Annotated in this window: 20 protein-coding genes and 1 pseudogene; 8 read left to right on the forward strand and 13 right to left on the reverse strand. The window is 66.6% G+C overall.

The annotated features are described in order from the left end of the window. Nucleotide 1 precedes the first annotated feature (1 nt). The 9 genes and pseudogenes from IPI67_32560 to IPI67_32600 form a co-directional block, all read right to left on the reverse strand. A complete protein-coding gene (locus IPI67_32560) occupies nt 2-688 on the reverse strand; it encodes a hypothetical protein (protein MBK7584910.1) in 687 nt (228 codons plus the stop codon). After that, nucleotides 685-1794 carry a hypothetical protein gene (locus tag IPI67_32565; GenBank protein ID MBK7584911.1) on the reverse strand — a complete coding sequence of 370 codons (1110 nt, stop codon included), beginning with the start codon at nt 1792-1794 and terminating at the stop codon, nt 685-687. The genes IPI67_32560 and IPI67_32565 overlap by 4 nt, the downstream gene beginning before the upstream one ends. After that, on the reverse strand, nt 1791-2489 hold the full coding sequence (locus tag IPI67_32570; GenBank protein MBK7584912.1) for a hypothetical protein: 699 nt from the start codon (nt 2487-2489) through the stop codon (nt 1791-1793). The genes IPI67_32565 and IPI67_32570 overlap by 4 nt, the downstream gene beginning before the upstream one ends. A 67-nt stretch (nt 2490-2556) precedes the next feature. Then, nucleotides 2557-3486, reverse strand: a complete 930-nt coding sequence (locus tag IPI67_32575) for a tetratricopeptide repeat protein (protein MBK7584913.1) — start codon at nt 3484-3486, stop codon at nt 2557-2559. A 196-nt stretch (nt 3487-3682) separates the two neighbouring features. Further along, nucleotides 3683-4519 (reverse strand): annotated as a pseudogene (locus tag IPI67_32580) (hypothetical protein). Between the two features lie 21 nt (nt 4520-4540). Beyond that, nucleotides 4541-5092, reverse strand: coding sequence for a TlpA family protein disulfide reductase (locus IPI67_32585; protein MBK7584914.1), 552 nt, complete (start codon nt 5090-5092; stop codon nt 4541-4543). Continuing rightward, nucleotides 5077-5772: a DUF1109 family protein gene (locus IPI67_32590; protein ID MBK7584915.1), complete on the reverse strand. Its 696-nt coding sequence runs from the start codon at nt 5770-5772 to the stop codon at nt 5077-5079. The genes IPI67_32585 and IPI67_32590 overlap by 16 nt, the downstream gene beginning before the upstream one ends. After that, nucleotides 5769-6386 (reverse strand): RNA polymerase sigma factor, encoded by a 618-nt coding sequence (locus tag IPI67_32595; GenBank protein ID MBK7584916.1) that lies wholly within the window; start codon nt 6384-6386, stop codon nt 5769-5771. The genes IPI67_32590 and IPI67_32595 overlap by 4 nt, the downstream gene beginning before the upstream one ends. Before the next feature lie 106 nt (nt 6387-6492). After that, nucleotides 6493-7296, reverse strand: a complete 804-nt coding sequence (locus IPI67_32600) for an OmpA family protein (GenBank protein ID MBK7584917.1) — start codon at nt 7294-7296, stop codon at nt 6493-6495. A gap of 288 nt (nt 7297-7584) precedes the next feature. On the opposite strand from IPI67_32600, the gene IPI67_32605 reads away from it, so the two are divergent. Together IPI67_32605 and IPI67_32610 are read left to right on the forward strand one after the other, a co-directional pair. Further along, on the forward strand, nt 7585-8286 hold the full coding sequence (locus IPI67_32605) for a response regulator (protein MBK7584918.1): 702 nt from the start codon (nt 7585-7587) through the stop codon (nt 8284-8286). Next, a complete protein-coding gene (locus IPI67_32610) occupies nt 8283-10109 on the forward strand; it encodes a HAMP domain-containing protein (GenBank protein ID MBK7584919.1) in 1827 nt (608 codons plus the stop codon). Before IPI67_32605 ends, IPI67_32610 begins: the two co-directional genes overlap by 4 nt. On the opposite strand, the gene IPI67_32615 is transcribed toward IPI67_32610, so the two are convergent. Together IPI67_32615 and IPI67_32620 are read right to left on the reverse strand one after the other, a co-directional pair. Next, complete coding sequence (locus IPI67_32615) at nt 10106-10537, reverse strand: hypothetical protein (GenBank protein MBK7584920.1); 432 nt, start codon at nt 10535-10537, stop codon at nt 10106-10108. The genes IPI67_32610 and IPI67_32615 overlap by 4 nt on opposite strands. A gap of 46 nt (nt 10538-10583) precedes the next feature. Beyond that, on the reverse strand, nt 10584-11108 hold the full coding sequence (locus IPI67_32620; GenBank protein MBK7584921.1) for a hypothetical protein: 525 nt from the start codon (nt 11106-11108) through the stop codon (nt 10584-10586). A 110-nt stretch (nt 11109-11218) separates the two neighbouring features. On the opposite strand from IPI67_32620, the gene IPI67_32625 reads away from it, so the two are divergent. From IPI67_32625 to phoU, 6 genes are all read left to right on the forward strand, one after another. Then, on the forward strand, nt 11219-12484 hold the full coding sequence (locus IPI67_32625) for a hypothetical protein (GenBank protein MBK7584922.1): 1266 nt from the start codon (nt 11219-11221) through the stop codon (nt 12482-12484). A gap of 96 nt (nt 12485-12580) precedes the next feature. Further along, nucleotides 12581-13681 carry a phosphate ABC transporter substrate-binding protein PstS gene (gene pstS / locus IPI67_32630; GenBank protein ID MBK7584923.1) on the forward strand — a complete coding sequence of 367 codons (1101 nt, stop codon included), beginning with the start codon at nt 12581-12583 and terminating at the stop codon, nt 13679-13681. 49 nt (nt 13682-13730) lie between these two features. Then, nucleotides 13731-14669: a phosphate ABC transporter permease subunit PstC gene (pstC, locus tag IPI67_32635; protein ID MBK7584924.1), complete on the forward strand. Its 939-nt coding sequence runs from the start codon at nt 13731-13733 to the stop codon at nt 14667-14669. Then, on the forward strand, nt 14666-15526 hold the full coding sequence (gene pstA / locus IPI67_32640; protein ID MBK7584925.1) for a phosphate ABC transporter permease PstA: 861 nt from the start codon (nt 14666-14668) through the stop codon (nt 15524-15526). Before pstC ends, pstA begins: the two co-directional genes overlap by 4 nt. A gap of 5 nt (nt 15527-15531) precedes the next feature. After that, entirely contained in the window at nt 15532-16383 is an 852-nt protein-coding gene (pstB, locus tag IPI67_32645) for a phosphate ABC transporter ATP-binding protein (protein MBK7584926.1), read from the forward strand. Further along, on the forward strand, nt 16380-17075 hold the full coding sequence (phoU, locus tag IPI67_32650) for a phosphate signaling complex protein PhoU (protein MBK7584927.1): 696 nt from the start codon (nt 16380-16382) through the stop codon (nt 17073-17075). The genes pstB and phoU overlap by 4 nt, the downstream gene beginning before the upstream one ends. A gap of 57 nt (nt 17076-17132) precedes the next feature. Here phoU and IPI67_32655 read toward each other — a convergent pair whose 3' ends face one another. Both IPI67_32655 and IPI67_32660 read right to left on the reverse strand, forming a co-directional pair. Beyond that, nucleotides 17133-18251 carry an SUMF1/EgtB/PvdO family nonheme iron enzyme gene (locus IPI67_32655; GenBank protein ID MBK7584928.1) on the reverse strand — a complete coding sequence of 373 codons (1119 nt, stop codon included), beginning with the start codon at nt 18249-18251 and terminating at the stop codon, nt 17133-17135. 44 nt (nt 18252-18295) lie between these two features. Then, nucleotides 18296-18592: a hypothetical protein gene (locus IPI67_32660; protein MBK7584929.1), complete on the reverse strand. Its 297-nt coding sequence runs from the start codon at nt 18590-18592 to the stop codon at nt 18296-18298. Nucleotides 18593-18786: the final 194 nt, after the last annotated feature.

An 18786-nucleotide genomic window follows, 5' to 3' on the forward strand; every position in this document is an offset into this window, starting at 1 on the left:
GTCAGCGCCGCAGGCGCCAGAGCGTGAGCAGCGAGTAGATCACGGCAAGGCTCGAGAGTGCGAGGGTCGCGGACCACTCGGGCATGCCGAGCACGGGCTCGGCACCGAGCAAGTTCCGCACGTGTCCCCGGGGCCAGAAGAGCGCGCCGGCTCCGGCTCCCGCCCCGACGATCCAATCGAGCACCAGGAACGCACCGCGTCCGCCTCCGCGCTTGCCGAAGGTCGCGCCAAGGCAGAACCATGTGGCGTAGGCAGCGCCCGCGAGCGCGCCGATCCAGCTGCTGGTCGCCAGATCTCGCACGAGCTGAGGATCCGCCGGTGCACGCGTGACGAACACCGCGAGAGCTGCAATGAGCGCGCCGGCCAAGCCCAAGGCAAAGGCCAGTGCCGACATCACTCCAGCGGCCGAAGTCCGCCGATTTGCCCCGTGACGAGCCAGATCGGTCAGCGCGGCTTGGAAAGCGGCGCCTCCCAGCGCACGCGACACCGCGCCATGGGCGAGCAACGGCAAGACGAGCCCGAGAGCAACGCCGGTCAATGCCCGATCCGTCGCCACGAGCGAGCCCGTGCGACGCTCGTACAAAGCCCCCAACGCTACGCAGACGAGGGCGGCGCAAACACCCGCAAAGCTGGCCAAGCCCCAGAGCCTGAGCCGCACCAGACGCGCACCGGCAAGCAACGCGCTCAAGCGGGCGGGTCTCCTTCTGGCGGAGTGGAGTTGGCCTTCGTCTCCGGTGATGCAGTCGAAGGCGATGGTGGCGTAGATGCCGGCGGTGGTGGTGGAGCCGATGGCGTGGCCGCCGGCGACACCGATTGTTGCCCCGTCGGTGCCGCTGCACGCTCGATTGCGTGGGCTGTCGCGCTGCGATGCGCCCCCTCGTACGCCGCCTGCCAGAGCCCTCGAGTCGCTGCCCGGACCACCTCGAGAGCGGGTAGCTCGGGTTGAATGGCGGTGAGGCGGGCCCCAACCGTCTTTGTGTGAGTGAGCACGGCCAGCGCGAGTCGATCCGCGTTCTCACCGCGGACACGCAGCTCGTCACTGCCGGCGCGATCGTCCCAATCGATGCCAGAGACCGCGCCATCAGTGACGAGCGCGCTGGCCAGCGCTCGAGCGTTCGGAGTGCGGAGTCTGAACGCCGCGACGGCGCCTGGAGCCAGCTCGGTGGCCAGCGGCACACCGGGACGCCGCACGAAGCGCCCGCGGTCGAGCAACACCACACTCCCACCGAGGGCGGATGCATCACGAGGGCTGGCCGTGATCACCAGCACCGGGACGCCGGATTCGGCGCGTGCCGTGAGCTCTCCGCAGAGTCGCTCGCGAGACGCGCCATCACCCAGCGCGAGCGGCTCGTACACGATGAGTCCGAGCGGCCTTTCCACCGCCAGCGCCAGCGCCCAGGCGAGCTGACGCCGAACCGACGGACCAACTTTCGCTGGCGCAGTCGAAGCGAACGCGCTCAGACCATGCCGGGCCAGGAGCGCCGCGGGATCTTCCGCACTCTTGCGCAAACCAAGCGCCTGCCGGACCACGTCGAGCAGCGTGCGGGCAGGCGGGCTGGGCTCGTCGGCCAATACCACTCCGAGTCGTGCGCGCGTCTCTGGAGAACCTGCGGGGTCGACCTCGGCGACTCGCACGCGTCCGCGGCGAGGCACGACGAGCCCGGCAAAGAGCGGTGGCAGCTCGGCGCCCCCGTCTTCGGGCGTGGCGAGCACCACGGTCAGCCCCGATTCGACGCCGAGACTGGCTCCCTGCAGCGGACCGGAGAACACACCGTCGAGCGCGAGCAGTGTCATTGGATGATGGCCCCCAGCCCGGACAGGTGATGCAACAGGAAGCTCGAGAACGCGGGGACACTCGGGACGCGCGGGAAAATCCCATGCACCAGGTGCGGCAACACCACCAGCAGAAGCAGCGCCGTGCGCGGCCGGGTCGGTGCAACATCGCGAGAGACGCGAGCCAACACCGCTACGAGCAGGGCCAGCGCGACGACATAGGCAAGCGCACCGAGCAACAACAACAAACGCACGCCGACCAACGCCAGGCTGCGCGAGCACCCAACTGCCAGAAGCCCCAAGAGACACGCCGGAGTGCCGACGACCCAGAGCACTCGACGCCCGGCCGCGATCGACTCGGCGAGCGCAAAGGCCACGCTCGAATGGCCACGGGCGAGCGCGAGCTCGCGGGCCGGGGCGGAATCATCGCGAGCTCCGACGGCCGAAAGCGCGATCGCAGAAGCCGCGACCCAGGTCAGCCAGCGGAGCGCCGCGATGACCACGATGTCACTCGCATCACCTGCCGAACCGCGCGCAGCAAACGGCAGGGCAATGGCAAAACCGACCGTGATCAACAGCGAGGCGAGTTTGCCGAGTTGCGCGCCGGTGCGCGCCCGCAGCGTCTCATCGGTGAACCGCGCGAGCGCCCACATCGATCTCGACCTGCCCAAGGGCACGTGAGTCTGAGGGCTCGCTTGGGGTTCGGTCGTCGACAAGCCGGCGAAGCATAGACCAATTGGCCGCGGGCGGACCTCGGCGGAGTACTCGCGGGGACCGCCCGACTCACGGCTGTTGGTCGTCCACTTTCGCGACGCTGCCAGGGGCCAGCTGTTCTGCGCGTTTGGCCCAGGCCCCCGCGCTCGGGTCGTCGAGCTTCCTCAGCGCGGCAGCCATCACATAGACGGAAACCGAATCGCGCGGATCGAGCGCGAGCGCCCGCTTCGCGGCCCCGATGGCGTGGCGTATTCGGCCCCTGGCCAGCTCCGCAGTCGCGAGCCACCCGAGCGCAGACACGGCGAGATCGTCTCGCGAGCGCGCGATGGGAGTGAGCAGCTCGACAGCCGCGTCGATCTGACCGCGCCGCAACATACCGCGCGCGGCGAGGATCGATAGGGCGGCCGAGTCCGGAAAGCGTTTGACCCCGACCTCGACCGCTGCTTCAGCTTCGGCCTGGCGACCCAGGTGGAGCAGGGTCTCTGCGAGCCCCACGTAGCCACTGGGCTCTTCCGGAGCAACCTCCGTCAGCCGCTTGAACTGTACGCGGGCGTGCTCGTAGTTGCCGGCCTCGAAGAACAGCCGCGCGAGGTTGGCCCGCGCAGGCGCAAATCCGGGGTCGACTCGCAGAGCTTCGTCGTAGTGTTTGGCGGCAAGGTCGGGGCGCTGCTCACGCTCGGCCAGCACGCCAAGGCCATGGTGCGGCTGGGCAACGTCGGGGTTCATGCGGCGCGCTCGACCCAGGAGCTGACGTGCGCGACGGAAGTTGCCGCGCTGCAGCTCGACCAAACCCATGTTCACCAGTGCTTCGACGAAGCGGGGGTTGTACTCGAGGGCCAAGGCAAAACGGGCGTCGGCTGTCTCCAGATCTCCGGTCTCGAGCGCCTCGACACCCGCCCGGTTGAGCTCGAGCGCTTTGGGTGGCAGCGGCGCGGCGCCTTTGCAACCGATCAGCATCAACCCGAGCGAGACGACGAGGAGGAGGCGCGGAGTGGGCATTTCTCGCCGCTATCGGCGACAACAGGCTGGCGGTTTCCGAATTTCTGTGATGCCGAGGCACAAGGCATGGATATGTCAGCCGAAATTCCCTTGATTCGAAGCATGGAATCCGGTTGCGCGAGGCCTCGGGTCCGTAGATGCTTCGTGCCCCATGGCGGACGAGAAGGACGGCAAGCCCCCGGACACCGAGGCCGACGAGGCTGACGAGACCGAGGCTGACGAGACCGAGGCTGACGAGACCGAGGCTGACGAGACCGAGGCTGACGAGACCGAGGACGACGAGACCGAGGCTGACGAGACCGAGGACGACGAGACCGAGGACGACGACGGCGACGACGAGGACGGCGACGACGAGGACGAAGAAGCTCCGCCGCCGGCGAAGAAGAAGTCCGCCAAACCCGCCAAACCCGCCAAGGCCGAGTCGCGCGCAGCAGACCGCAAGCGCAAGCGACCTCCGCCCAGCAAACCCGTGCTGCCGCCCGAGAAGGACATCGCGGCCCCGAGCCGGCAGACCATGATCATGCTCGGCGTGATGGCGGGCGCGACGTTGCTCATGTGGGGCTCCGCGCGTTTTGCCTGCAACGCCCACCCGGCCCAGACCCGCAAGCCCCGCGATGTCTCCACCGCAGAGCTCTCGCGTGACCCGAAGGATGCAGCGCTGGAGCTGCAACAGCGCTGGAATTCGTACGACTTCAAGGGAGCACTGGAGCTCGCCAAGGGTCCGATCGCCGACGAGCTGCAAAAAGCTCAGAGCGAGTGCGAAAAGGACTCTGCGGGCTGCGACGCCAAGAAGAAATCCGTCGAGGACAAAGCGCTGGCGACCGCGGCGCTTTTGTCGCGCGGCCCGGGGAGCGCGAAGGTCCGAGTGGTCTCGCTCGGCGGAGCCGCCGGCAACCAGACCGTGATCTACACGCTCGAACAAGACGCGGCCCAGTGGAAAGTGAGCGGCCGTGGCGCCGACCAGCCGACCCCGACCCCCGCACCCGCGCCCGCACCGTCCGGCTCGGCAGCGCCGGAGCCGAGCGCCGGTCACTGACCGGACGCAGAGCCTGACTCAGAGCCTCTCGGCGCCGACCTCAGCCAGCCATTCTTCGACGTCGTCGGGCCCCGGAGCGCCGCTCGAAACGTGGGCAATTCGTCCGTCTGCGTCGATCACCACGAAGGTCGGCAGTAGCGTGATCCCATAGCTCTTGGCGAAATGACCGTCGTCGTGCACGACCTCGTACGGGATGTTCCAGTCGCGCGCGAGCAACCGCGCGTCGGATTCTTGGTCGTCTACACTGACGGCGACGAACCGCACGGCACGCTTGCGAGTGAGACGCGAAGCGGCGGCCAACGTCGGGGCAGAACGTCGACAAACCCCGCACCAGGTGGCGACTACCTCGATGAGCACCGGGCTCCCGCGAAGCGACGAGAGCACTACCTGCCCGTCACCGCCGGACACCACGGGCAGCGAGAAATCTTGCGCGACAATCCCGGTCTCGGGACCCGACGCGCGGCGCCCGTACCACATCACCGCCAGGCCCAAGAGCACCAGCATGAGCAGCAAGCGCAATGAACCGGAACCTTTGCTGGCGGCGGGCTTGGCGGTCAAGGCGCGAGCCACTTGCGACCGACGAACCACCCGACCGCGACGAACACCAAGAGCACCGTGCCGTGCGCCAACCACAGATGCCACGCCTCGTGACTGGCGCAGCCGAGGCCAATGCCCGTGGCCGCGGCGAGCCCGCCGCATAGACCCGCCAGTGCACCGGACAAGCCTGGCGTCAGCGGGTCGGTGCGACGCCACGCGAAGAGAGTGCCGCCCGCCGCGACCGCACCGAACAACAGCGTGAACAGACCGCAGATGGGGGCGTGAGAGTCCTCTTCGACGAAGCGTGCGAACGGGAGCTCCGTCTGCGCGGACAGCGTGAGGTATGCAAAGAAGAGGACGGGCAACCCGAGGGCCAGAGCCCAGCGCACGACCCACGAGCCGCGTCTACCCGGGGGCCGCGCGAGGCCGAGGGTGAGCACCAACGAGTGAACGACGCCCCAACCCAACGCCGCAAACAGCGCGACCTTCAGCGTCGCGTCCAGAGGTTTCTGGGCCAGCCCCATTGCCAGCATGGTCGCGACCACCGCCCCCGATACCAGCACGGACAGTGCAGCGCGGCGCGAGGCGGAGGGCCCTTTGCCTTTGTCGAGGTCACGAGCGCACGCCTGTTTGATCGCCGTCGATACGCTGGCGCTTGGCGGCGGCGGGTCGCGCCACTGCAGTTCGGGTAGGTCGTCGGTCGTGGGGGTCATCGGCGTTTGAATTGATCGAGTCGCTCACGAAGTTGGACATAACCTCGGTGCACTCTCAGTTTGAGCGCGGTGGGCGTCGCGCCCAGGATCTCTGCCGCCTCGGTCAGCGACAGGCCAGTGATCTTCGTCATGACGATGGCCTCTCGATAGGCCTCCGGCAACGAGTCGAGCGCACGCTCGAGCGCCTCGGCCACGTCGTCTCCGAGCGCGTCATCGTCGCCGCGCGGCTCGGGCAAAGAGCCGTCGCGGCTCAAGTCCTCCGGCCGCACTTGCGCCGACCGGCGCTCGTCCAGGAAGGAGCGGCGAGCGATGGCGATCAACCAGGGTAGCAGCGGCGCGCCCCGCAGATAACTGCTGCGCGCCCGATGCACCTTGGCAAAGGTAACTTGCAACAGGTCCTCCGCTCGCTCCCGGTTGCGCGTCAGGCGAAACAGATAACCGAAGAGTTTTGGGGCGGCGAGCTGGTAGAGGGGCTCGAAGGCCGCACTGTCGCCGTCCACGTACCGCTCCATCAGCGCCTCGAGCGACGGAGCGGAGCGGGGGGCTTCACTCACGGACGAGCCCGTTCCGAACAGGGCAACGGCGTAACTGACGGCGCTACCCTGCAGGGACATCTCAGGCGAAAGCGACCACAGAGCTGTCTACGCCCGGGGGCCGCCGAGAGTTTCAGGCGACCCCTGGGGCTTGGGTGCCCCTGGAGCGCAGACAGCAATATTGCGGTCAAATCAGGGTCTTGAGGTCGAGCATCTCCTCGATGTCCGGCATGATCACCAGCTCGACCCGGCGGTTCGCGAGCCGACCTGGATCGTTGGTGTTGTCGGCGACCGGGTCAGTCTCCCCGTAGCCGGCGGCGTGTAGACGATTTGCGTCGAGGCCGCCGCCGCCGCCCTTGGCGTCCGTCGACGCCACGAGGAAGAGCAGGACCCGACGGGCGCGCATGACACTCAGTCCCCAGTTGTCTCCGAACTGACCGCCCTTGAGGGGTTTGTTGTCGGTGTGGCCAGCCACCTGGAAGAAGCGCTTCTTGAGCTGTTCGTCGCTGCGAATGACATCGGCCACCGCTTGCAGGACCTTCTCGCCTTCGTCCTTCAGGTCGTCTTTGCCCGAGGCAAATAGCACGTCGCCGGGCAGGCGAATGACCATGCGGTTGCGGCGAACCTCGACCTTGAGACCCAAGGTCGTCAGCTTCTTGAGTTTGTCGCGCAAGAGCTCGAAGCGTTGTTTGATTCGCTCCAGCTGGTCCGCGCGCGCCTTGTATTCGGCGAGGGCCTTCTTCAGCTCCTCGAGGTTGGCGGCGAGCTGCGCCTTCTCGGTGCCCGTCTTCTCGAGCGCCATGTTGAGCTGATCGATGTCGACGCCCATCTTCTTCAGCTGAGAGGCCAACTCGGCAGCCCGCTTCTGTGCCAGATCGAGCTCGGCGCGAGCCTTTGCGTGCTCGGCTTTCTCGCCCTGGAAATTCTTGTCGAGCTGCCCGTACTTGGCGAGCTGCGCTTGCCACTCGTCCTCCGAGTGACCACAGCCCATGACGGCGAGCAGAACCAGACAACAAACGATAAGGCGCTTCGGAATCACGAATACCTCCAAGATGGTCGGCGGGAAATTCGGGCGGACAACCGCCGATGTCAACCGAACGCGACAAGGCCCGAAAAAACCCGCGTTCCGAGCCGCTGCCCGCCGAGCCGGCAGGTGGCCGAAACCGGGGATTCGCGCGACGCGGCCCGGGTTGGCAGCAGGCTCGACGCGGGTTTTGCTGGACCAGTCGAGAGAACCGTCACCCGTTCGTCACAATTTCACGCTACTTCCAGAACCGCCATGGCCAAAGTGCTCATCATCGAAGACGAGCGCGATCTGCAGCAGGTGCTCAGGTACAACCTGCAGCAGGCCGGGCACGAAGCGCTCTCGGCCGAGCGAGGCCTCGACGGCCTCCGGCTCGCGCGCGAGGAACAACCCGATCTCGTCTTGCTCGATCTGATGCTGCCCGACATGTCGGGCACGGACGTGTGTCGCACTCTGAAAGAGAGCGCGGCGACTCGGCGGATCCCCGTCGTGATGCTCACCGCGCGCGGCGAGGAGATCGATCGGGTCGTGGGTTTCGAGCTCGGCGCGGAAGACTACATCGTCAAACCATTCAGTGTCCGTGAGCTCATGCTGCGCATTCAGGCGGTGTTGCGCCGCTCGAATCCAGCAGGCGCGGAGGCAGGCGCGGTGGTCGAGTTCGGGTGCCTGAAGATCGATCGCGAGGCACACCGGGTGTGGGTCGAAGCGCGTGAGATCGAGCTCACCGCGCTCGAGTTTCGTCTGTTAGTCACGCTGTTCGATCGCAAGAACCGCGTGCAGACCCGCGCGGCACTGCTCGACGATGTCTGGGGCATCCAGGCAGACATCACCACACGAACGGTGGACACCCACGTGAAGCGCTTGCGCGAGAAGCTCGAAGGCGCTCGCGACTACGTCGAGACCGTGCGGGGTGTGGGCTACCGATTCAAAGACTCGCCCACAGAGGCGAGCGCTTGAAGCTAGGCCTGCGTGCCAAGCTATTCTTGCTCTCGCTCGGGCTGATCGTCACGTCCGCGGTCGCGGCCTACACCTATCTACGTGGCGCACTCGAGCGCTCCTTGGTCGAGGACGTCCGCTCCGACCTCCGGGTGCGCGCGCGATTGGTCGCTCGGGAGGCCGGTGACGTGACGCTCGACGGTCCCGCGCGCTGGCAGCAGCTCGCGCTGGATCTGGGGAAACGCGCGGAAGCGCGGGTCACGTTCATCCGGGCTGACGGCACCGTATTCGGTGACTCGGAGGTCGCGTTGTCGGACTTGCCATCCATGGAGAACCACCGCGACCGACCCGAGGTGCTCACGGCGCTGGCCGGGGGTGAGGGTGTCTCGGAGAGGTACAGCGCGACGATTCGGCAGCGCATGCTCTACGTCGCGGCGCCGTTTCATCGCGACGGCAAGCTGGCCGGCGTCGCGCGGGTTGCGCTCTCGCTGTCTCGAGTCGACGCCGCTGTCGCGGATCTGCGGCGGCTGGCACTGATCGCTGCGCTGCTCGCCATCGGGGTAGCCGTCGTGTTGTCGAGCGCGGCCGCGCCGCTCGCGTGGCGGGAGGCGAGGAGCTTGACCGACGCCGCGCGGCGCATGGCGGCCGGCGATCTCGCGACGCGCACGCGCAGTGAGGGGCAAGACGAGCTCGGGGAGCTGGGACGGGCCCTCGACCAACTGGCGGAGGGTTTGAGCTCGACCTTGTCTGAGCTGCGCGCCGAGCGTGATCGCGTGAGCGGGATCTTGACCGGCATGCAGGAGGGGGTGCTGCTCGTCGACCGCAACGGGCGGGTCGCACTGGTGAACCCCGCCCTGCGCGAGATGCTGCTCTTGCCACCCGACGCACAGGGGAAGACCCCGCTCGAGGTCATTCGCCATGCCGAGCTCAAGTCGCTACTCGACGAGACGACCGAGCACGACGAGGCAAGACAGCGGGAGATCGAGGTTGCTGGCCTTCGGCCGCGGCGCTTGCTCGTTCGCGCGGTGCCGCTCGCTGGCGGGCAGGGCGGCACGCTGGCGGTGTTCGTGGACCTGACCGATACCCGGCGGCTGGAGAGCCTGCGGCGTGATTTCGTCGCCAACGTCTCGCACGAGCTGCGCACCCCCGTCACAGCCATCCGCTCTGCTGCGGAGACCCTTGATTCTGCCCTCGATCGTGACCCCGGCGCGGCGCGACAGTTCCTGGAAATCATCGACCGCAACGCGGCGCGCTTGCACGGACTCGTGGAAGATCTACTCGACCTTTCGCGGATCGATTCACAGAAGTATCAGCTCGCATTCGAAGCCATCGACCTGAACGATTTCATTGACCATGCGCTCGCGATGTTCCGCGAGCGCGCGACCAAGAAGGGCATCACGCTGGGCTACGCTTCCGATTCGGACCTGCCCCCGGCCTTCGCAGACCCCAAAGCCCTCGACCACGTCGTGGTCAACTTGATCGACAACGCCGTGAAGTATTGCCCCAACGGTTCGACTGTCAGGGTCCACGCGAAGAAGGGAGCGGACTCGGTGCGGATCACCGTTGCCGACGACGGGCCCGGCATCGAGGAGCGACACCTGCCGCGGTTGTTCGAGCGCTTCTACCGGGTCGATGCTGGCCGGTCGCGCGAGCTCGGCGGAACGGGGCTCGGGCTGTCGATCGTGAAGAACCTGGTCGAAGCGATGGGCGGTAGCGTCGGGGTCGAGAGCAAGGCGGGCTCCGGGACGGAGTTCTTTTTCAGCCTGAAGACCCAGATGCCCGAGCTCCCGGAGCGCTCGGCGCCCAACGCCACCAACGAAGACTCCGGCTCGAGGCAGAGCTAGCGTTTTGGGATCTTGGGCAGGCGCGGCGGTCGAGGAACCAGAGGCCGCAGCTGGCCCTCGGAGTCCACGTCGCGATCGAACTCGAGGGGATTCGGGTGCTGGAACGTGGGCATCGAGTCCCGCGCAACCACGTCCGCTTCGAACTCGATGTCGTCGTCTTCCGGGGGCGGCGCTTCGGCCTCCCCCGTCCTCGCCGGCGGAGGCACCGGAGGCGGCTGGCGCACCGGGCTCAGCAAACGGGGCTGGGGTTTCGAAGAAACCATCGGCGTCGAACGCGGGAGCGAGCTCGCGGCCTGCGCAACTGCTGGTTCTGCCTTCGCGGCGGGTCCTGGCGCCGGCACCGCGACGTCGGGCGGCTCGGAGTCTGCGCCCCAACCGTCGTCGATCGTCGCGGTGTCGAGGACCTTCGAGTCCTTGGTTTCCGTCACCGGGTCGGCACCTTAGCAAGCGCGGAGCGCCAGCGCGAACCCTGGGTCATTTTGGCGGCGCTGGCGGCAGTTCGAGGGAGCCGATGAGCTTGGCAAAGGCCGCTTCCAACCGGGCCTCGTGCGCGGCATCACCGATGAGCAGAAACGAGATCCCCGATCGAGGTCCGAGCCGCGTGGTCAAGAGCCGAAGCCTCACGCCGTCGTCGCCCCGAGCGCGCACGAGCCATGCCCGCTCTCCCGCGATGCGCTGCTCACTCTGCTCCACGCCCTTCCCCGCTCCGGTCTCGGACAGGGCCTGTCTTCGGGAGGCCGCGAAGGCTTCGAGCGTCTCACCCTCGCCAAGCTCGCTGCGTCCGATCATCACGGCTACGTCGCCGTCGGTTAGCTCGATGCCCCCGGCATCGTTCTCGCCGCCGCTGAAGCCGTTCGGCAGCACGAAGGTCGCGCCCCACGCCTCGTGAGCGTCCGCACTCGGAACACTACGCTCCTCGGTGCGACGCTCGCCAGAAGCCGCGCAGCCGCATCCGGCGGTGACCAGGGAAATGGCGACGATGGCGAGGCGTCTCGACAAGCTCCCCCGCATAGTAGTCCTCCTTCGCCGAGCTTCGCCTCGGGAACCTCACCGTCTCGTCACACAGGTGTCACGAGCAGGGTACATAAGCGCCTTGAACCGAGGCCCAAATGATCCAACGCTCACTCTTGTCCACCACTGCCGCTCTGCTCCTCCTCGTCAGCAAGGCTGCCTTCGCGCAGGGAACCGACCCCGCTCCCCCACCCGACCCCGGAGTCGCACCGGAGCCGCCTCCAGCGCCGGAGCCGCCTCCGGCACCGGAACCCGTACCTGCACCCGTGGAGGTTGGGCCCGAGGTGGCACCTGCCGCACCGGCCGCACCCACGATGACCCCCGAGCCCCTACCGGCGAAAGACAGCGCCGCCCCACCCAAGCAGCTCCTGGTTGCAAAAGAAGGCTTCTTTCAGCCGAGCGCGCTGCTCCAAGGTTGGCTCTACATCGCGCGCCAGGAGGGCGTGAAGGCGCCATCGACCTTTCGTCTGCGGCGCGCGGAGATCAAACTCAAGGGCGAGATCATCCCGAAGCAAATCAGCTACACGCTGATGTTCGATCCGTCCCGCGTGCTCGACCAAGAGAAGGCCAGCGTGCCGACCGCGGACGCTTCGACGAGTGTGACGGTCAACCAGCAGCCGGGGGGCTCGAGCGCTACCTCGGTGATGCAGGACTTCTTCATCACCTTCATGAGCGACTACGCCGATCTCTCCATGGGCCAGTTCAAGATGCCCGTGAGCTGGGAAGGCTACAACAGCGCATCCAAGCTGCTGTTTCCCGAGCGTTCCCTGGTCTCGCGGCGCTGGGGCGACAGGCGCGACATCGGGCTCCGGGTGGAGAAGAAGCTGTTCGACGACAAACTCTACTACTCGCTGAGCGTCTTGAACGGAGAGGGGCAGAACCACGCCGACTCCAACAACCAGAAGGACGTCGGACTGCGCGTCGAAGCCTATCCGATCCCGGAAATCATGGTGGGTGCCGTGGGCTACATGGGCATCACCGAGCGCGACCGCACGGCGACCAAGGACCGAGTCGAGGGTGACTTCCGCATCGAGATGGCCAATGTGCTCTTCCAGGCAGAGTACATCCGGGCCTGGGATGTGCCCGTGACCGGAGCCGATCGCATCCAAGGCCACGGCTTCTATGCCGCGGCGGGGTACACGTTCTTCGATCGGCTGCAGCCGGTCGCCCGCATTGGTTTCGTGGATCCGAACACCAAGGCCGACTCGACTGCGAAGCAAGACCAGGCTTGGGTCTACGAGGGCGGGCTCAACTACTACATCCAGAAGAACGAAGCGAAGCTGCAAGCGAGCTACACCGTGTACGACTTCGATCTCGCCAAGTCGCGGCATGAGCTGATCTTTGCGGCTCAAGTCTCGTTCTGAGCTGCCCTCGCTTCAGTTCACCGTCACACAATCGTCACCTCGTTGTTGCGGGTGCGCCGCGCCGGGAGCGCGGGCCACTGCTAGGAGATTTGCCGCATGATCACACGCAGAACCTTCACGAGCCTGCTGGCTCTGGTCCCGGTCGTCGCAGCCCTCGGTTGCTCGAAGACGGACGCCTCGGGCACCCCCGGCGGCGCGGCCAGCGGGACACGAGCAAGCGGCCCGGTCACCCTCAACGGCGCGGGCGCGACGTTTCCGTACCCGCTCTACAGCAAGTGGATCAGCGAATACAACAAGCTGAACCCCGACATCCGGGTCAACTACCAGTCGATCGGATCGGGCGGCGGCATTCGGCAGGTCACCGCCGGCACGGTCGACTTCGGCGCGAGCGATGCGCCAATGACGGCCGACGAAATAGCGAAGCTCCCCGGCAAGGTTCACCACATCCCGACGACGTTGGGGTCGGTCATCCTCACGTACAACGTCCCCGAAGCGTCGACGCCTCTCAAGCTCACTTCCGAAGTGGTCGCCGGGGTGTTCTTGGGCACGATCAAGAAATGGAACGACCCGAAGCTGACGGAAGCCAACCCCGACCTGAAGCTCCCGGACAAGGACATCGCTGTCGTCTACCGCTCCGATGGTAGCGGCACGACCGCCGTGTTCACCGACTACCTGGCGAAGGTGTCAGCCGACTTCAAGGACAAAGTCGGCGCGGGCAAGAGCGTCAAATGGCCGGTCGGGCTCGGCGCCAAGGGCAATGAAGGGGTGACCGGTCAGGTCAAGACGACGCCCTACACGCTCGGCTACGTCGAGCTGGCCTACGCACACCAGAACAAGCTGCCGATCGCACTGGTGAAGAACAAAGCTGGAAAGTTCGTGGAACCGAACGCCGCGAGCATGACCGCCGCCGCGTCCGGCGTGACCGTCGACGACACCTTGACGGCGTCGCTGGCGGACCCGGACAACGAGGCCGCGTACCCCATCTCGAGCTTCACGTACCTGTTGGTCTACGAGGATGCGAAGGACTCCAGCAAGGGCCGCGCGCTCGCCAAGTTCGTCTGGTGGGCCTTGCACGACGGGCAGAAATTCTCGGCTGACCTCGACTACGCGCCACTGCCCGAGAGCCTGATCAAGAAGACGGAAGACCGCTTGAAGTCGCTGCGTTCGGGCAACGAAAAACTGCTGTCCGGAGTCTGAGTTGGCCGCGGACCCGAGAGGCTCCCTGGTCCGCCGGCGACCGCGCTTCATGGCGCGGCTCGGCCGCGACGTGAACCTGGGGGACTTCCTGTTCCGCAGTGTCTCCGGCCTCTTCGCCATCGGCCTGGTGCTCGCGCTCGGCGCGATGGCGTTGCAGATGTGGATCGCGGCGGGGCCCGCCATTGATCACTTCGGTCCGCGTTTCATCGTTGGACGCGACTGGGACCCTGTGCGGGAGTCGTTCGGTGCGCTGCCGTTCATCTACGGAACGCTGGTCTCGTCGTTGCTGGCACTCGCGATCTCCGTGCCGATATCCCTGGCGGTCGCCGTGTTTCTCACGGAGCTGGCTCCACCCTGGCTCAAGGCTCCGGTGAGTTTTCTGGTCGAGCTGCTCGCAGCAGTCCCGAGCGTGATCTACGGGCTCTGGGGGATCTTCGCGCTGGCGCCATTCCTCAGGAACCACCTGGAGCCATTGCTCGGGAAGACCTTGGGATTCTTGCCGCTGTTCCAGGGGCCACATCAGGGCTTCGGCATGCTCGCCGGGGGCATCATCTTGGCGATCATGATCACGCCGACGATCTCCAGCGTCTCGCGGGAGGTGCTGCGCGCCGTCCCGGACACCCTGCGAGAAGGGGCGCTCGCGCTCGGCTCCACCCGCTGGGAAGCGCTGCGCTTTGCCATCTTGCCGTACGCACGCTCGGGCATCATCGGCGCCATCATCCTGGGTCTCGGCCGCGCGCTCGGTGAGACGATGGCGATCACCATGGTGATCGGCAACCGCGCCGACATCAGCGTCTCGCTGTTCGCGCCGGGCTACACCATGTCCAGCGTCATCGCCAACGAGTTCACCGAAGCAACGGGAGACTTGCATCTGGGCGCGCTGGCAGAGATCGGGCTCCTGCTGTTCGCGGTGACCTTGATCTTGAACATCATCGCGCGCCTCTTGGTCTGGCGCGTGGGCCGTCCGCCGGAGGGTGCGCGGGCATGAATGCGAGCTCGAGCAGTGATGGTTACACCCGACGGAAGCTCGTGGACCGCGCGGTCCGGGGCGCGTGCTGGGTCGCGACGCTGATCGCGCTGATCCCCCTCGGCCTGGTGCTCTACTACCTGACGGCCCGCGGAGTGGGCGGCCTCAGCTGGGCCTTCTTCACGGAGCTGCCCAAGCCGGTCGGCGAGACGGGTGGCGGCATCGCCAACGCGCTGCTCGGCACTCTGGAGCTGGTCGGGCTCGCCTGTTTGTTCGGCATTCCGCCAGGTGTGCTCGCGGGTGTGTACCTGGCGGAGTTCGGCAATCACCGCCTGGCCAAGCTCGTGCGTTTCTCCGCCGACGTGATGTCCGGGGTGCCGAGCATCACCGTCGGCATCTTCGTGTACACCCTGATCGTGCTGCGCACGAAGAGCTTCTCCGCCTACGCCGGCGGGGTCGCGCTCGCGGTGCTCATGCTGCCGACCATCACTCGCACCACCGAGGAGCTCCTGCGGCTCGTTCCGGAGTCGCTGCGCGAGGCGGCACTCGGTCTCGGCGTTCCCCGCTGGCGGGCGACGCTCCGCGTCGTGCTTCGCACCGCGGCACCGGGCATCGCCACCGGAGTGATGCTGGCGGTCGCCCGGGTCGCCGGCGAGACCGCACCGCTGTTGTTCACGGCTTTCGGCAACGCCTTCTGGCCGGCAGGCCTGGATCAACCCACGGCGTCGTTGCCGGTGCAGATCTACACGTACGCCGTCTCTCCCTACGAAGACTGGCACCAGAAAGCCTGGGCGGCTGCCTTGGTGTTGGTCGGCATGGTGCTGGTCTTGAACGTATCCGCCCGCCTGCTAGTGAAGAATCGAGTGAAGTACCGATGATGCACATGGTCGAAGCATCACACCCTCTCGTGAGCGGCTCCCGGGCGACGTCCGGCGAATCGGCGGCTGACGCCACCGACGCGGCCCGCCAGAACGCTGCAGAAGTTCCCAAGCTACGCGCGGAGCTTCTCAAGGCGTATTTCGGCACGGCCGAAGTGCTGCGGGGCGTGACGCTGCCCGTGCGGGAAAGATCGGTGACCGCCATCATTGGACCGTCGGGCTGTGGAAAATCCACCTTCATTCGCTGCTTGAACCGCATGCACGAGGTGGTGAACGGCGCCCGCGTCAGCGGCAAGGTGCTGCTCGACGACCAGGACATCTACGCCCCGGACGTCGACCCAGTGCGCGTGCGCCGCCGCGTCGGCATGGTGTTCCAGAAAGCGAACCCATTTCCGACGATGACGATTCGGGAGAACGTTCTCGCCGGCCTGGTGTTGAACGGGATCCGCCCCAAACACCCCGAAGAGATGGTCGAGCGGGTGCTCAAACAGGTCGCGCTGTGGGACGAGGTGAAGGACGCGCTCAATCGCTCGGGCACCAGCCTGAGCGGCGGTCAGCAGCAGCGCCTGTGCATTGCCCGCTCGCTGGCGCTGGAGCCGGAGGTGCTGTTGATGGACGAACCGTGTTCGGCCCTCGACCCCATCGCGACCGCCCGTGTCGAGGAGTTGATCCACGAGCTACGTGAACGCTACACGATCGTGATCGTCACCCACAACATGCAGCAAGCCGCGCGCGTCGCCGATTTCACCGCGTTTTTCTACCTCGGGGAACTGGTAGAATACGACCGCACGGACGTGATCTTCACACGTCCCGGCGAGAAACGGACCGAGGACTACATCACGGGGCGGTTTGGATGACGACTCTCCAGGGGCATACGGACAGGGAGTACGAGGGCGAGCTCGAGAAGCTGAAGGAGCTGCTGCTGCTGATGGGAGCACGCACGGAAGAGCTCCTGTCACGAGCGATGCGCGCGTTCGCCGAGCGGGACGGAGAAGAGGCTCGGAGCACCATCCGCATCGATCGCCAGATCGACCAGCTCGAGCTCGACATCGATCAGCTGTGCTTGAAGATCCTGGCCCGGCGCCAGCCGGTCGCGGGAGATCTTCGCTTCATCACGACGACCATGAAGCTGGTGACGGACCTCGAGCGCATGGGCGACCTCGGCGTCAACGTGTGTGAGCGTGTGATCGAGCTCAGCACCGAGCCTCCACTGCCCGCGTCGCCCAGCGTGACGCGAATCGCCGACGCCGCCCTCGCCATGCTCCACGACGCCCTCGACGCCTTCGTCTCCGGCAATACCGAACAAGCCCTCGAGGTCATCGAGCGGGACGGAACGGTGGACGCCTATTACGCGCAGCTCTTCCCGGAGCTCTTGCAGTTGATGATGAAGGACCCGGACAGTGTCTTCCGAGCGACACGTCTGCAGTCCATCGCGAAGTACCTCGAGCGCATCGCCGATCACGCCACGAACATCGCGGAGATGGTGGTGTTCATGGTGCGGGGCAAGGACGTGCGGCACGCGTTTGCGTTGGCGCAGGACGACGAGTGAACGCCCCTGAACGCTGAAGAGTGCTTGCGAAGAAGTCGGGGCCGGCGCGACCAGGTGTCAGTCTGCGCAGCAGCGAAAACCACGCGATTTGTCGGTCGTCGTGCGGCCAAATGTGGCGATGGCAGCGCAGGCGATCGCTGACTGCGAGCTGAGATAGTGACCGCCGCGCGCCGCGCAGGCCCCACCCGTGGAGCACGAGTCTTCCCACTCGGAGACGTTTCCGCTCATGTCGTAGATCAGTGAATAGCCTCCCTGACACACCGGTTGAGTTCCGACGTTCTGCGGCAGGTAGTAGTTGGTGTTGTCCAGGCCAACACAAGCGAATTTGGAGTAAAGCGAACCGTAGGGGTACGACCGTTGGCCGTTCATGCTGCACGCGAAGTGCCACTGGCTCTTGTTCGGATCCGCCTCCGAGCCGGGCGGAACGGAGCCGCCACCAATGGCTCCGCACAGGCGCTTGCCGGCCGCCTTGCAGTACGCGAAGGCATCACACCAGTCCACGCAGACTACCGGTTTGTCCGGCGTGCTGCCCGGGGTGTAGTTGCAGGTTGGCGTGAAGCTCGAGTTCGTCCCGCAGCCCTGGGGCTGACCCGTGGTAGGCGGACTCGAACCGAGGAACGCGCTGTACTGCGCTTGGGTGATCTCTGTGTTGTCGATGCACAGGGTCTTGGTGGGACCGGGCACGAGCACCATCGTTGCCGTTCCCGGTGTGCTCGGGCAGGTCGGAGCGCCGCCCGTGCCGCCGGTTGCACCGCCACTGCCGCCGGTTGCGCCGCCCGTGCCTCCGGTTACGCCGCCACTGCCGCCGGTTGCACCGCCACTGCCGCCGGTTGCGCCGCCCGTGCCTCCGGTTGCGCCGCCCGTGCCTCCGGTTGCGCCGCCCGTGCCTCCGGTTGCGCCGCCGCTGCCTCCGGTTGCGCCGCCCGTGCCGCCGGTTGCGCCACCGCTGCCGCCCGTTGCACCGCCGCTTCCTCCAGTCGGCGCGCCTCCGGCTCCCGCCGCACCGCCCGATGCGCCACCAACTGAGCCGCCGACGCCGGCCTGACCGCCTCCGCCCCCAGCAGCGCCTCCAGCCCCGCCAAGTCCGCCAGTGCCGGCTGCCGCATCACCCCGAGCGAGCTCGTAGCCGTCGAACGAGACTGCGCACGCGCTCGCTGCGAACGCGGCAACTGCCACGCTCAGCCGCGAACGCGCGCCGAAGCCCCGCACGTGAAACGACCTCACTCAGACTTGGGCTTCTTCGGCTGATTCTTCGGGTTGTCGGCGTACGCCTTCGCCTTGGCGATCTGCGCGCGGGCTTGTTTTAGGTCGTGGACCGCCTTGTTCCGATGACCGCCGAACGGGATCTTCGGGCCCGGGTTTTCCGCCGCTTCAAGGACCAGAATCGCCTTTTCAACCAGAGCATCGGCGTCGTCGAGGCGCGGGTCAGCGGCGTACGCAACCCCGGCGTAGAACGCACCCGCCACGCCTACACCGGCCAGCGCCACCAACAAACTTCGTCGTTTGATCTCGCTCATGAAAAAGTCCTCCGGTCGCGGGCAAGGCTCGCCCGAGCGACGAGGCATCATACCGAACCCGAGCGAAGCGTCCTCCCTGCCTCACAGCTTTTTGGTGGGTTCATGTCGGGCCGCCTACGCTGGCGTAGGCAGCTTCGGCACATGCGGCATGTGGCGGACTGTAGGCACGAGACCCTGATAGAACTACCAACTTG

This window comes from Myxococcales bacterium (assembly GCA_016706225.1).
In the GTDB taxonomy this organism is placed as follows: domain Bacteria; phylum Myxococcota_A; class Polyangia; order Polyangiales; family Polyangiaceae; genus JADJKB01.